The organism is Komagataeibacter xylinus NBRC 15237, assembly GCF_001571345.1.
Lineage (GTDB): Bacteria > Pseudomonadota > Alphaproteobacteria > Acetobacterales > Acetobacteraceae > Komagataeibacter > Komagataeibacter xylinus.
In genome coordinates, this window is the sequence record NZ_BCTP01000011.1 from 18,140 (window position 1) to 32,131 (window position 13,992).

Consider the following 13,992-nt stretch of genomic DNA (forward strand, 5'->3'; position numbering starts at 1 on the left):
AATGACTGACGTCGTGGTGGTCGAATCGCCAGCCAAGGCGAAAACGATCAATAAGTATCTGGGTGATAACTATACGGTTCTGGCCTCGTTCGGGCATGTGCGCGACCTTCCGCCCAAGGATGGCAGCGTCAAGCCCGACGAAGGCTTTGCCATGGTGTGGGAAACCGACGAGCGCGGCAGCCGCCAGATCGCGGCCATCGCCAAGGCGCTGCGCGGGGCGACACATCTGTACCTCGCCACTGACCCCGACCGCGAGGGGGAAGCCATTTCGTGGCATGTGCGCTCGATCCTGGAGGAGAAGAAGCTCCTCAAGGGCATCGAGGTGCAGCGCGTCACCTTCAACGAAATCACCAAAAGCGCCATCAAGGCCGCGATGGCCCACCCGCGTGAGCTCGACTTTCCGCTGATCGAGGCCTATCTCGCCCGCCGCGCGCTCGACTACCTCGTGGGCTTCACGCTCTCGCCGGTGCTGTGGCGCAAGCTGCCCGGCTCGCGCAGCGCAGGGCGCGTGCAGTCGGTCGCACTTAGGCTGATCTGCGAGCGCGAAGCCGAGATCGAGATTTTCAAGCCGCGTGAATACTGGTCGGTGCTGGCCCGCATGACCACGCCCGCGGGGGCCGCCTTTACCGCGCGGCTCACGCATCTTGATGGCCACAAGCTTGATCAGTTCGACCTCAACAATGAAGCCGGCGCCCTGGCGGCCAAGGCCGCGGTCGAGGCCGGTGACTTCGCGGTGGAGAAGGTCGAGCGCCGCAAGGTGCGCCGCAACCCGCCGCCGCCGTTCACCACATCGACCATGCAGCAGGAGGCCTCGCGCAAGCTGGGCATGGGGGCCCAGGTGGCCATGCGCACGGCCCAGCAGCTTTATGAGGGCATCGACATCGGTGGCGAGACCGTGGGCCTCATCACCTATATGCGAACCGACGGCGTGCAGATGGCGGGCGAGGCGATCAGCGCCATCCGCGGCCATATCGGCCACAGCTTTGGCGCGGAGTACGTGCCCGACAAGCCGCGCATCTATTCCACCAAGGCCAAGAACGCGCAGGAAGCCCATGAGGCCATCCGCCCGACCGACGTGCGCCGCACGCCCGCCGACATGGCGCGCCATCTCTCGCCCGAGCAGAAGAAACTGTATGACCTGGTGTGGAAGCGCTCGGTCGCCAGCCAGATGCAGTCCGCCGAGCTCGACCAGGTGGCGGTTGACATGGAGGACCGGCAAAAGCGCGTGACCCTGCGCGCCACGGGGTCCATGATCGCGTTTGACGGCTTCCTGAAGCTTTATAGCGAAGGCCGTGACGACTCGCCCGCCAAGGCGGAGGACGAGCAGGACCGCATGCTGCCCGCCATGAAGGAGCACGATGTCATCGGGCGTGGCGAGGTCACGGCGGACCAGCACTTCACCCAGCCGCCGCCGCGCTATTCGGAGGCCTCGCTGGTCAAGAAAATGGAAGAGATCGGCATTGGCCGCCCTTCCACCTATGCCTCCATCCTGACCGTGCTGCGCGACCGCAATTACGTGCAGCTTGAGAACCGCCGCTTCATCCCCGAGGATCGCGGGCGGCTGGTCACGGCCTTCCTCACCTCGTTCTTCGAGCGCTACGTGGACACGCAGTTCACCGCGGGGCTTGAGGAACAGCTTGATGACATTTCAGGCGGGCGGGCCAACTGGCGCGATGTCATGTCCGCCTTCTGGTCCGACTTCTCGCACGCGGTGGACCAGACCAAGGACCTCAAGATATCCGACGTCATCACGGCGCTGGATGCGGACCTTTCGCCCTATTTCTTCCCCGCGCGGGAGGACGGGCAGGACCCGCGCCTGTGCACGGCGTGCAACACCGGCAGGCTGGAGCTCAAGCTGGGGCGGTATGGCGCGTTCATCGGCTGCTCGAACTACCCTACGTGCCAGTACACCCGCAAACTCGTGGCCGACCCGAAGGAAGGCGATGATGCCGCCGCCCTGAAGGATGGCATGCGCGTGCTCGGTGCCGCACCCACCGGCGAGGACGTGACCGTGCGCCGTGGTCCGTGGGGGCTGTACGTGCAGCAGGGCGAACCCGACCCCGAGGACAAGAAGACCAAGCCGAAACGCGCCACCATTCCGCGCGGGCTCGATGGCGACAAGATCACGCTCGAGCAGGCGGTGGGCCTTCTGTCGCTGCCGCGCATCGTGGGCATTCACCCCGAACTGGGCGAGCCGATCGAGGCGGGGCTGGGCCGCTTCGGGCCGTATGTGAAGATGGGCGCGGTCTATGGCTCGCTGGACAAGGATGACGACGTCCTGACCGTGGGGCTGAACCGCGCGGTCGATGCACTGGCCAAGAAGCTGGCCTCCATCCGCACCATCGGCCCCCACCCCAAGGATGGCGAGCCGGTCATGGTGCGCAAGGGCCGCTTTGGCCCCTACGTTCAGCATGGCTCCATCGTGGCTACCGTGCCGCGTGGGCAGGACATGAACGACGTGACCATGGAGGAAGCCCTGACGCTGCTGGCCGAAAAGGGCAAGCCGCTCAAGGCCAAGGGCAAGAAGGCCACCACCACCCGCAAGCCCGCGGCCCGCAAGACAAAGGCCAAGGCGGCGGAAGGCGAGGATGCCGCGCCCAAGAAGGCTGCACCGAAGAAAAAGGCCGCCCCGAAAAAGACGGCGGCCAAGCCAGCCGCCAAAAAGACCACCACCACCCGCAAGAAGGCCGCTCCGGCCAAGACTGAAAGCGAGACGGACTGATCATGAAACGGCAGCGTCCAGCAACTCCCGAGATGCCGGACCGCCTGCCCACGGGCACGCCGCCAGCCCGTACGGGTGGCCTGCCCGATCGTGAGCAGCTCCGTGCGTTTATCGAAGGGGCGACAGGGCGCATCGGCAAGCGCGAGATCAGCCGCGAATTCGGTCTCGGGCCGGAGCACAAGGCGGCATTGCGCGAGATGCTGCGCGACATGGCGCTTGATGGCACGCTCGCCCCTGCTGGCGCCCGGCGCTTTCGCGTATCGGACCGGCTGCCCGAATCCATGGTGGTGCAGGTCACCGGCACCGATGCCGATGGCGACCCCATCGCAAAACCCGTGCAGTGGGATGGCGAAGGCCCGCCGCCTACCGTGTTCATGCACCCCGAACTGCGTGGTCGCGCGGCTTTGGCACCGGGCGAGCGCGTGGTGGCCCGCCTGCGCCGGGTGGGGCCTGGCAGATATGAAGGCCGCACACTGCGCCGCGTGAGCGATGCACCCATCCAGATCGTGGGCCTGTTCCGCACCCTGCCGCCTGATGACCCGGCAGCCAGCACCCCGGCCCGATTCCGCCCCGCTGGCCGCCTCACCCCCGCTGACCGGCGCGCCAAGGCCGAATGGGTCATTCCTGCAGGCGAGGATGACGACGCGCCGGATAACGAGATTGTCATCGCCACCCCCCTGCCCCAGTCCGGGCCGGGGCTGCACCCCGCGCGCATTATCGAGCGGCTTGGCCCGCAGGGCGATGCGCGGACCATCAGCATGGTGTCTGTCGCCATGCTGGGCATTCCCCACGTCTTCCCCACCGAGGCGCTGGCCCAGGCAAAATCCGCCCGTGGCATAGCCCCCGCAGGCCGCACCGACCTGCGCGAGATGCCGCTGGTCACGATCGATGGCGCGGACGCACGAGATTTTGATGATGCCATCTACGCCGAACCCGATGGCGAGGGCTTCCGCATCACCATCGCCATTGCCGACGTGGCCTGGTACGTGCGCCCCGGCACGGCGCTCGACCGCGAGGCCCGGCTGCGCGGCAATTCGGTCTACTTCCCCGACCGGGTGATCCCGATGCTGCCCGAGGACCTTTCGAACGGCTGGTGCTCGCTCCGCCCCGATGAGGACCGGGGCTGCCTGTTCGTGACCATGAACGTGGCGCCCGATGGCGCGACCAGCAACGCCCGCTTCGGGCGCGGCATCATGCGCAGTGCCGGCCGCCTGACCTATGAGCAGGTGCAGGCCGCGCGCGATGGTGCGCCCGACACCACCATGCAGGCCCTTCCACCGGGCCTGCTCGACAGCCTGTTTGGCGCGTGGACCTGCCTCACCCATGCCCGGCGCGCGCGCGGCACGCTGGACCTCGACCTGCCCGAGCGGCTGGTGCGGCTGGGTGATGGAGGAGAGATCACGGCCATTGCGCCGCGAATCCGCCTCGACAGCCACAGGCTGGTCGAGGAATTCATGATCGCGGCCAATGTCGCCGCCGCACGCTGCCTTGAAGCGCGGCATATTCCCTGCCTGTACCGCATCCACGCGCCGCCTGCGCCCGAGCGGCTGGAAAGCCTGCGCCGCACGCTCGACCTGATGGGCCTGAAGCTGCCGCCCGTGGGTAGCCTGCGCGCCACCGACCTTGACCGCGTGCTGGACAGCGTGCGCGACACCGATCAGGCCGGCCTGGTCAATGAACTGATCCTGCGCGCGCAGAACCAGGCGGAATACAGCCCCGAGCCGATCGGTCATTTTGGCCTCTCGCTTGCGGCCTACGCGCATTTCACCAGCCCCATCCGCCGCTATGCCGATCTGCTGACCCACCGCGCCCTGCTCGTGGCAACCGGGCTCGAACCCGGCCCGGCACCCGGCCATGAGGCGCTGGAAGAAGTGGGCGAGGCCATTACCCGCACCGAGCGCCGCGCGGCCCAGGCCGAGCGCGAGACGCTGGAGCGCTACGGCGCGACCTGGCTGGGCGCGCGGATTGGCACCGAAATGGACGGGCATGTTTCCAGCCTGTCCCGATTCGGTATTTTTGTCGTGCTGGATGCAACAGGAACCTCCGCCCTGCTGCCCATGTCTGCCCTGCCGGAAGATCAATGGCATCACGATGAAAAAACGCAGACATTGCACGCACGCGACACGACCATGGCATTCCGCCCCGGTCAGGCTTTGCGCGTACGGATAGAAGAAGCATGCGCCATCCGGGGCACCGTCCTTCTGGCCCTGCCCGACGTGGCACCCCGCCTGCGGAAACGCAGGCCGTGAAACGCGCCCTGTTTCCCGTCATCATCGCCCGGCCCGTGGGGCGGGGCGGCGAAGGGGCGGGCACGTGGCGGCGGCGCATGGCCACGCTGGGCCATATTCCGCGTGATACGTTCATCCTGCTGCTCATCATCGCCCGGCTCACCACCGCCGCCTGCGCCGATGACCTGCCCGCGACCCCGCGCGCGCCCACGCCCCAGCCGCCACTGCATGAAGACAGCATGGAAAACCCGGACATGCCCGGCATGGACCTTGCCGTGCTGTCATCGGTCATGCAGGCGAGTCTGGCCTTTCTCCAGCCCCGCACGCTGGAAAGCCACACGATTCACGATTTCGCCCTGTGGGGGCTGAACGGGCTGAGCGCGCTCGACCCCTCGCTCAGCATTGACGAGCAGCACGGCTTCCTGCAACTCGCCGCCACCCAGAAGACCGTGCTCGCCCTGCCCGTGCCCGCACCGGATGACGTGGCGGGGTGGAGTGGGGCCATCACCCGCATTCTAGACGTGGCGTGGCAGCACTCGCCCGCCATGCGCAATACCGGGCAGGACGGGGTGCTGCAGGGCTTCTTTGATGAACTGTTCAATCATCTCGATCCCTACTCACGCTATATCCCGCCCGGCGCCGCCGTATCGGACCGCAGCACCCGCACCGGGGGCGAGGCCACGGCAGGGCTGACGCTGGGGCTGGACCACCACGCCATCAGGATCGCGGCGGTCAACGCCAACGGCCCGGCCTGGCCCACCAGCCTGGCGGCGGGGCAGATCGTGCGCGCGGTCAATGGCCGCTCCACCGAGTCCCGCACGGTCGATACCGTGACCTCGTGGCTCGATGGCCCGGCTGGCAGCCTCGTGCGCATTACGGTGGAAGCGAAGGGGCGGCAGACCACGGTCACCCTGCATCGCGCCTCCACCCCGCCCGAGACGGTGTTCGCCTATACCAGCGGCAAGCATGTGGTGCTGCACATCACCGCCTTCTCCGCCAACACGGCGGAGGAAATGAGCCAGTACCTCGACGAGGCCATGAACGTGCCCGGCATTGCGGGTCTGATCCTTGACCTGCGCGGCAATAGGGGCGGCGTGCTGCAACAGGCCGTGACCACGTCGGCCCTCATGCTCGACCACGGCGTGGCCGCCATTACGCAGGGGCGTGACCCGCAGGCCAACCATGTCTGGGCCGTGCAGGGCGGCGACATGACCAATGGCCTGCCCATTATCGTGCTGGTTGATGGCCGGACCGCGAGTGCCGCCGAAATTCTCGCCGCCGCCCTGTCCGACCAGAAGCGCGGCGTGGTGATTGGCAGCGCAACACTGGGCAAGGGCCTGGTGCAGACCATTGGCCAGATGCCCAACGGGGCCGAACTGTTCGTAACATGGAGTCGCGTGCTCGCGCCGCTGGGCTGGCCGCTACAGGGGCTGGGCGTGATGCCGCAGGTGTGTACCAGCCGGGGCGAAAGCGAACTCGAACGCCAGTTGCAGAACCTGGCCGAAGGCACGGCCGACAGCACGCAGTGGGTGGTGGCGGCACGCCAGGTGCGCTCACCGGTCGACCTGTCGCATGTCCTGGCCATCCGCAAGGCCTGCCCTGCCGCCATTGGTACCGATAGCGACCTTGATGCCGCGCATTCCCTGCTCGACAACCCCGAGGAATACCGCGCCGCCCTGTCGGCCATACCGGAAGAAGACGCGCCCCTCCCGAACGGGGGATGAGTCGCCCGGGCGGGCGCAAACTGTGCTATTCCTGCATGCCACCCTCTGTTTTTATGCATTACCGGAGAAATCAGACCCCATGGATGAACCCCGCCTGAAAACCGGCCTGTGGGTCCGGGCAATGCTGCGCCAGGCTGGACAAAAGGGAAATCCGGGCATGGTGCTGCACCACGGCGATGATGATGCGGGGGGCGTGCTGGTCGTGCTCATGGGGCGGCAGGGGCGGATGTGCGTGCTGGCCCGGACCCTTACCCCCGATGGACGCCGGACATGGTTCCGCGCTACAGGGGAGACGGATGTTGATCAGGCTGGTGTTGACGCCTATGTCACACGGCAGATGGAACGCGACCCCGACTTGTGGGTTGTTGAATTCGATGCCCCTGATCTGGCGCCGCCGTTTGAAGCAAGATTGATATGAAAGACGTGATTCCACGGGTTTGAAAGCAGGGAAACCGATCCGGCCGGCAAGGTGTGGCATCTGGCACACAGTCAGCCATGCCAGTGGGCCACACACGCCCGAGTAACGGGTTAAGGTGGTGGCAAGGATTGTCAGGGGCGGTTTCTTTCAGCAAAAGAATGCGGATGCTGATCAGTCCAGGGAATATGGCACGTGCACCCGACCGGGCCTATATGCCGGAAGAGGCCCGTCGAAGGGAGAAAAAGAGTATGAATCTGCGGTACGGATTGCTTGCAGGGTCTTTATTGGCTGCCTCGGTTACCCTGGGCTCCGTGCTGGTCTCCGCTCCTGTATTCGCCCAGCCTGTTCAGGGCCTGTATATGAGCGGTGAAGGTGGTGCGACCTTCAACCAGGGCCAGGTCATACGGAATTCTTCGGCACGTGATCAGTTTCGCACCGGCGCCATTGGCCTCGGCGCGATTGGCTGGGGGCTTGGCAATGGCTTCCGCGTGGAACTTGAGGGCCATTATCGCAACAACGACCTGAAAACCGTGGGCGGCAATGCCGCCTATCATGCCCGTGCCGATGGCCGGCAGCAGGAATCGGGGCTGATGGCCAATGCGCTGTTCGACCTTGATATCGGCAAAAGCTGGCTGTTCCCGTATTTTGGCGCGGGTATCGGCTATGGCTGGCAGAACATGAATACCACCATCACGGGCAACGTGAACGGGGCGAGCTACAACCAGCATGTGAGCGGCAGCTACGGCAACTTCGCCTATCAGGGCATATTCGGCCTCTCCTTCCCCATGCCATGGGTGGTGGGCCTGTCGGCTACGGCGGAATACCGGTTCTGGACCATGCTTGGCCCGCAGTCGCACCACTCCGTGGTGACAGGCAGCGAGACCACGCTTGCGGCCATGAATGGCGATTACGGCTTTCGCAACGGCAACCGCGACAGCCGCACCGACTTCAACCATTCGCTGATGCTTGGCCTGCGCTACGAGTTCAACCCGGCCCCCCCGCCGCCGCCGCCGCCTTCCACCAACGCCGTGCCCGCCCCCGCCGAGAACCGGACCTATCTCGTGTTCTTTGACTGGGACCGCAGCGACCTGACCGACCGCGCCCGTTCCATCGTGGCCGTCGCGGCCCAGGCCTCGACCAACACCCAGACCACGCGCATCGAGGTCAATGGCTATACCGACAACTCGGCGGCCCATCCTGGCCCGCAGGGGGAAAAGTATAACCAGGCCCTCTCGCTCAAGCGCGCGCAGGTCATCAAGGCCGAGTTGGTGCGTGACGGCGTGCCCGGCCCCGCCATCGACATTCACGGCTATGGCGACGCCAACCCGCTGGTGCAGACCGCCGCCAACACGCGCGAGGCCCAGAACCGCCGGGTGGAAATCATCCTGCACTGATCGCCCATTTTCACGTCCGGGCATGGAAAAGCAAAAAGCGGCACCGCAAGGGAGCCGCTTTTTTCCATATAGGGGTGTCTGAACCAGCTTTCCGAAAAAAGCTTCACCAAAAACCTCTTTATGATTTCTGGATGTTTGCGGGCTGACTGGTCAGACACCCTGCAAACGTTTCGGACGCCGCTTTTTTAAAAGCGGCGTTTTCTGATCTAGACCAGTCCGGTGAACAGGGAGGTTGACAGGTAGCGCTCGGCAAAGGAGGGCGCGATGGTCACGATGGTCTTGCCTTCGTTTTCAGGCCGCCCGGCCAGTTGTATGGCCGCATGCAGCGCCGCCCCCGATGAGATGCCCACGGGCACCCCGTCCAGCCGCGCGCAGCGACGGGCAGCGGCAATGGCCTCGCGCTCCGATACCGGCAGAACGCCCGCCAGCGCCGCGAGATCGAGCGTGCGGGGGCAGAAGCCCGGCCCGATTCCCTGAATGCCATGCGGCCCCGGCTCATCGCCATTGAGAATGGCGCTTTCCATCGGCTCCACGCCATAGACCTCGATGCCCGGCTTGTGGACCCTGAGCCCATGGGCAATGCCGCTCGCCGTGCCGCCCGTGCCCAGGCCCGCCACGACAATATCAACCGCCCCCGCCGTATCGACCCAGATTTCCTCTGCCGTGGTGGCGGCATGGATTGCAGGATTGGCCGGGTTGTCGAACTGGCGCGGCATCCAGGCATTGGGGGTCTTTTTCAGGATTTCCTCGGCACGGGCGATGGCGCCCGCCATGCCCAGGCGGGAGGGAGTGAGTTCAAGCTGCGCATCGAGCAGGCGCAGCATCTTGCGCCGCTCGATCGAGGCGCCCTCCGGCATGGTCACGATCAGCCTGTAGCCCCGTGCCGCCGCGACAAACGCCAGCGAAATGCCGGTATTGCCCGAAGTCGGTTCCACCAGCGTGGTTTTGCCGGGATGGATCTCGCCACGCGCCTCGGCATCCTCGATCATGGCAGCGCCAATCCGGTCCTTGACCGAGGCGAGCGGATTGAAGAATTCCAGCTTCATCAGCACGCGGGCGGCCAGGCCATCCTCGCGGGTCAGATGCGGCAGCGCGACCAGAGGCGTGCCCCCCACGGTCTCGACAATGGAGTCGTATATCCGCCCGCGCGGGGCGGCAAAACCGTACGTGCGATCGGGCGGGGTGGTTTTCGTCATCCGGTATCACTCCTTGGTGCGGCAATGGCCTATTCACGCGTGCAGTCTGATATAATCCACCATCCTCCTGAACAGAAGCGTGGAACAATCGCCTCATTACTGGTAAGTGGTGGGAAACCGGTTTTTCATCGAGGCAAGGCGAGGCTGAACGATATGCTGCTGCGGCGTGACAGGACCATGATTGCCATACTGATCATGCTTGACGTGGCCTTTCACGCGGGGCGGAACGGCACCATAAGTGCTGCCGACATCGCCGAGCGCGCGGGCCTGGCCCGGCGCGGGATCGAGCCGCTGCTCCAGACCCTGTCACGCTCGGGCCTGCTGGAAAGCGTGCGTGGCCCCCGTGGCGGCTACCGCCTCGGTCGCCCGCGGCGCGATATCATGCTTGCGGATATCCTTGCGGTCATCACGGCGGAGGACAACACGGATGACGGCCCGATTGGCGGCCTGTTCCAGAAGGTTGTCGAGCCGTGCTGGCAGGAATTCGATACGATGATCGATGAACAGTGCCGCAAGATCAGCCTTGATGACCTTGTGCGCCGGGCCGAGCATGCGGGCATGCGCCGCCCGCTGCCCGAACCGATCACGTTTTCGATCTGATCTGACCCCACCTGCCAGCCCTGCCGCAGCAGGGCCGACAGGCCGCCGGATTATTTCGCGGCGGTGACTGTGGTGGTCACATCCATGTATTCACGCGGCTTGCCCCCACCGGGAATCAGCACGACACGGAACTTGTCCGGGCCGGAATAGGCGGTGTTGGCCGTGTACGTCACATAAGTGTGATCGTTATAATTATAGATGAACACCTTGCCGTGATCGGGCGCCGGAGAGACGCCAAACGAGGCATAGGGATGACCTGCCGAGGCCCGTGTCTCGATGGCACAGTAGCCATCATCGCTACGGACCTGCATGGTGGTGGACTTCGTGTTCCTGCCCGCATCGGCAAGGCTGCCCACCTGGCACTGGCCGGAGGCCTTCATGTAGTTGTAGGGATTGGGGGTTCCGGCAATGCCACCAAGGTTTACCGCCGGTTTGTTGTCACATCCGGCGAGCAGAATGCCCGTCGTCATCATGATTGCAGACAGTCGCAGTCGCACTCGTCAGCTCCGCTGTGTTTGATACATCACCCGTTAAGGACCATTGCGCCTGCGCTGCCCCGTAACGGTCAGGATTGGCGCACGGGCCAACCACCGTGGCATACGCTGTAGAACAACGCACCAAGGCGGGAAAGCCCCACCCGTTGCTTTTGCGCAGGCATGCACGCCCTGCCCGTGTGGCATACCCGGCTCACGGGGCGCTGTCATCCCATCGTGCATTCATAACGCATGTTTTTGAACGCGGGTCTGCCGCGCGCCCTTTTGGCGGCAGCATGTTTGCGCTATAGACCTGATCCGGATTTCATCGTGCCGGAATATGCGGGGTCCGTGCATTACCCCCATTGGCAACCGCCCCACCATCTCTGGAGAACCCGTCCTGATGTCCATGTCGATCTGGCGCGCTGGCGCTGCAGCTCTTGCCCTTGTGGGACTGGTTAATGGCGGGCAGGCGCTGGCTGCCGGTCCGTGCTCCCCCTCGCCCGCGCATGAGGCGTTTGACGTGCAGGGGCTGAAGAGCCAGCTCATGGTCACCGCGTTGTCCTGTGGCGTGCAGGACAAGTACAACAACTTCGTCGTCAAGTTCCGCCCCAAGCTCGCGGCCGAGGAGCATGTGCTCAACGGGTATTTCTCCACCACCTATGGCCGCAACGCCCAGCGCCAGCATGATGACTACATCACGCAGCTCGCCAACGTGCAGTCCGAGCGCGGCCTGCAGGCAGGCACGGCATTCTGCCAGCAGCATGTTTCCATGTTCGATGAGGTGCAGGAACTCGAAAGCACCGCCGACCTGTCGAACTACGCCCAGGCCAAGGACATCGTCCAGCCCGCCTCCTACCTGACCTGCACGGCCCCCAACCGCCCGGCCGCAGCCGCCGCCCGCCCGCGCACGCCCGCGCGCCGCACGGTGCGGAGCTGACCCGCGCGCCAGCCTGCGCGGCAATACGTTAAAGAAAAATCGGGGCCGGGCTTTGTCCGGCCTTTTTCATGCCCGCAAGTGCGGGCATAGTCAGCGCAAGGAGACAGGCCGCGCAGCTTGACAGGACGTGACCTGACAGAACAAAGAACGCTTCATGAACGACGATCTTTTTTCCACGCCTGCGCCCCCTGCCCGGCCCACCTCGCACAAGGTTCCCCCCGCCGCCATGCCAGACCCCGCAAAAAACGGTCCCGATTCCTATGACGCCAGCGCCATCGAGGTACTGGAAGGACTCGAACCCGTGCGGCGGCGGCCGGGCATGTATATCGGCGGCACGGACGAGACGGCCTATCATCACCTCGCCTCCGAGATCCTCGATAACGCGATGGACGAGGCTGTGGCAGGCCATGCCACCACCATCGACGTAACCCTCGAGGCCGGTGACTACCTGACCATCCGCGATAACGGGCGCGGCATTCCGGTGGACGCCCATCCGCGCTTTCCCGACCGTTCGGCGCTGGAGGTGATCCTGACCACCCTGCATGCGGGTGGCAAGTTCTCGGGCAAGGCCTATGCCACATCGGGCGGGTTGCACGGGGTTGGTTCATCGGTGGTCAACGCGCTGGCCTCACGCATGGAAGTCGAGATCGCGCGCGATCGCGCCCTGTGGCGGCAGGTCTATGAGCGCGGCCGCCCGCTGGCAGGCGTGGAGAAGGTCGGCCCGGTGAATAACCGACGCGGCACCCAGATCCGTTTTACCCCTGACCCCGAGATTTTCGGGCGGCTGCATTTCTCGCCCGCGCGGCTGTACCGGCTGTGCCGCTCCAAGGCGTTCCTGTTCCGTGGCGTCACCATCCGCTGGTCGTGCGATCCGGCGCTGATCAAGGACCACGACATCCCCGCCGAGGCGGTGCTGCACTTCCCCGGTGGCCTGGCCGACAGCCTGCGCGACGAACTGGGCGAAAAAGCCGCCCTGCTGACCGACCTGTGGGCCGATGACGCCGACCTGCCCACCGGGCCTGACGGGGCCGATACGGGGCGCATGGAATGGGCCATCGCCTTCCTTGAGCAGGGGCCTGCGGCGCTGGCGTCGTACTGCAACACCATTCCCACCCCCAATGGCGGCACGCACGAGACCGGGTTCCGCAACGCGCTGGTCAAGGGCCTGCGCAACTGGGGCGAGCAGCGCGCCAACAAGCGCGCGGCCAACATCAACGCCGATGACATCATGGGCTGCATTGCGGCCAAGCTGTCGGTGTTCATCCGTGACCCGCAGTTCCAGGGCCAGACCAAGGAAAAGCTGACCAGCGGCGAGGCCAGCAAGCTTGTCGAGACCGCGCTGCGCGACCGTTTTGACCACTGGCTGGCGGGCAACCCGCCCCAGGCGGACAACCTGCTGGCCTTCGTGGTCGAACGCGCGGAAGAGCGCCTGCGCCGCAAGGAGCAGAAGGACACCCCGCGCAAGAGTGCGACCCGCCGCCTGCGCCTGCCCGGCAAGCTGACCGACTGCACGCGCGAGAACGCAGCCGAGACCGAGATCTTTCTGGTCGAGGGCGATTCGGCTGGTGGCTCCGCCAAGCAGGCCCGCAACCGCGAGACGCAGGCCGTGCTGCCGCTACGTGGCAAGATCCTGAACGTGGCCAGCGCCTCGAATGAGAAACTGCGCGGCAACCAGGAACTGCGCGACCTTGTCGAGGCACTCGGCTGCGGCACGGGCGAGCGCTTTGATCTCAGCAAGCTGCGCTATGGCCGCATCATCATCATGACCGATGCCGATGTGGATGGCGCGCATATCGCCTCCCTGCTCATGACGTTCTTCTACCGCGAACTACCCGGCCTGATCCGGGGCGGACATCTGTACCTGGCCCAGCCGCCGCTCTACCGCCTGACACAGGGCAGCAAGAGCATTTACGCCATGGATGACGCTGATCGCGAGCGCAAGCTGAAGAAGGTATTCAAGCCCAACAGCAAGGTCGAGGTCTCGCGCTTCAAGGGCCTGGGGGAAATGCCGCCTGCCGACCTCAAGCAGACCACGATGGACCCCAGGCACCGCACGCTGCTCAAGGTCATCACCCCGCCCGAGGACCGGGCATTTACGCTCGAACGCGTGGAACACCTGATGGGCCGCAAGGCGGAGCTGCGCTTCCGCTTCATTCAGGAACACGCCAATCAGGTCGATAACCTCGACGTATGAAAAAACCCGGCCTCCATCTGGAGGCCGGGCTTTAAAAGCAGAAGTTTTTTGGTGAAGCTTTTTTTCCAAAAAACTTCAGAAGAATGCCGCCTTGTGAAAAAGG

At 65.1% G+C, this 13,992-nt stretch carries 10 protein-coding genes; 8 read left to right on the top strand and 2 right to left on the bottom strand.

The features are described from left to right. The first annotated feature begins 1 nt into the window (after nucleotide 1). From topA to GXY01S_RS06565, 5 genes are all read left to right on the top strand, one after another. On the top strand, nucleotides 2–2,722 hold the full coding sequence (topA, locus tag GXY01S_RS06545; RefSeq protein ID WP_061273334.1) for a type I DNA topoisomerase: 2,721 nt from the start codon (nucleotides 2–4) through the stop codon (nucleotides 2,720–2,722). A 32-nt stretch (nucleotides 2,723–2,754) separates the two neighbouring features. Further along, entirely contained in the window at nucleotides 2,755–4,971 is a 2,217-nt protein-coding gene (locus tag GXY01S_RS06550) for a ribonuclease R family protein (protein WP_061273336.1), read from the top strand. Then, entirely contained in the window at nucleotides 4,968–6,674 is a 1,707-nt protein-coding gene (locus GXY01S_RS06555; protein ID WP_061273451.1) for a S41 family peptidase, read from the top strand. The genes GXY01S_RS06550 and GXY01S_RS06555 overlap by 4 nt, the downstream gene beginning before the upstream one ends. A 79-nt stretch (nucleotides 6,675–6,753) precedes the next feature. Then, entirely contained in the window at nucleotides 6,754–7,092 is a 339-nt protein-coding gene (locus tag GXY01S_RS06560) for a DUF1491 family protein (RefSeq protein WP_061273338.1), read from the top strand. A gap of 248 nt (nucleotides 7,093–7,340) precedes the next feature. After that, complete coding sequence (locus GXY01S_RS06565) at nucleotides 7,341–8,486, top strand: OmpA family protein (RefSeq protein WP_061273340.1); 1,146 nt, start codon at nucleotides 7,341–7,343, stop codon at nucleotides 8,484–8,486. A 206-nt stretch (nucleotides 8,487–8,692) separates the two neighbouring features. Here GXY01S_RS06565 and cysK read toward each other — a convergent pair whose 3' ends face one another. Further along, complete coding sequence (gene cysK, locus GXY01S_RS06570; protein WP_061273342.1) at nucleotides 8,693–9,682, bottom strand: cysteine synthase A; 990 nt, start codon at nucleotides 9,680–9,682, stop codon at nucleotides 8,693–8,695. Nucleotides 9,683–9,835: 153 nt separating this feature from the next. Between cysK and GXY01S_RS06575 the strand changes: the two genes are divergently transcribed. Then, complete coding sequence (locus GXY01S_RS06575; RefSeq protein WP_061273344.1) at nucleotides 9,836–10,282, top strand: RrF2 family transcriptional regulator; 447 nt, start codon at nucleotides 9,836–9,838, stop codon at nucleotides 10,280–10,282. A 50-nt stretch (nucleotides 10,283–10,332) separates the two neighbouring features. Here GXY01S_RS06575 and GXY01S_RS06580 read toward each other — a convergent pair whose 3' ends face one another. Continuing rightward, a complete protein-coding gene (locus GXY01S_RS06580) occupies nucleotides 10,333–10,755 on the bottom strand; it encodes a hypothetical protein (protein ID WP_061273346.1) in 423 nt (140 codons plus the stop codon). A 403-nt stretch (nucleotides 10,756–11,158) separates the two neighbouring features. Here GXY01S_RS06580 and GXY01S_RS06585 point away from each other — a divergent pair, with 403 nt between their 5' ends. Together GXY01S_RS06585 and parE are read left to right on the top strand one after the other, a co-directional pair. After that, nucleotides 11,159–11,695, top strand: a complete 537-nt coding sequence (locus GXY01S_RS06585; RefSeq protein WP_082770760.1) for a hypothetical protein — start codon at nucleotides 11,159–11,161, stop codon at nucleotides 11,693–11,695. Nucleotides 11,696–11,849: 154 nt separating this feature from the next. Beyond that, nucleotides 11,850–13,889 carry a DNA topoisomerase IV subunit B gene (parE, locus tag GXY01S_RS06590; protein ID WP_061273348.1) on the top strand — a complete coding sequence of 680 codons (2,040 nt, stop codon included), beginning with the start codon at nucleotides 11,850–11,852 and terminating at the stop codon, nucleotides 13,887–13,889. Nucleotides 13,890–13,992: the final 103 nt, after the last annotated feature.

What these genes read in the sequence shown, in the direction of transcription:
- GXY01S_RS06550 (WP_061273336.1), top strand. Translation starts at nt 2,755, where the DNA reads ATGCCGGACCGCCTGCCCACGGGCACGCCGCCAGCCCGTACGGGTGGC.
- GXY01S_RS06585 (WP_082770760.1), top strand. Translation starts at nt 11,159, where the DNA reads ATGTCCATGTCGATCTGGCGCGCTGGCGCTGCAGCTCTTGCCCTTGTG.
- cysK (WP_061273342.1), bottom strand. Translation starts at nt 9,682, where the DNA reads ATGACGAAAACCACCCCGCCCGATCGCACGTACGGTTTTGCCGCCCCG.
- GXY01S_RS06560 (WP_061273338.1), top strand. Translation starts at nt 6,754, where the DNA reads ATGGATGAACCCCGCCTGAAAACCGGCCTGTGGGTCCGGGCAATGCTG.
- topA (WP_061273334.1), top strand. Translation starts at nt 2, where the DNA reads ATGACTGACGTCGTGGTGGTCGAATCGCCAGCCAAGGCGAAAACGATC.
- parE (WP_061273348.1), top strand. Translation starts at nt 11,850, where the DNA reads ATGAACGACGATCTTTTTTCCACGCCTGCGCCCCCTGCCCGGCCCACC.
- GXY01S_RS06575 (WP_061273344.1), top strand. Translation starts at nt 9,836, where the DNA reads ATGCTGCTGCGGCGTGACAGGACCATGATTGCCATACTGATCATGCTT.
- GXY01S_RS06580 (WP_061273346.1), bottom strand. Translation starts at nt 10,755, where the DNA reads ATGATGACGACGGGCATTCTGCTCGCCGGATGTGACAACAAACCGGCG.
- GXY01S_RS06565 (WP_061273340.1), top strand. Translation starts at nt 7,341, where the DNA reads ATGAATCTGCGGTACGGATTGCTTGCAGGGTCTTTATTGGCTGCCTCG.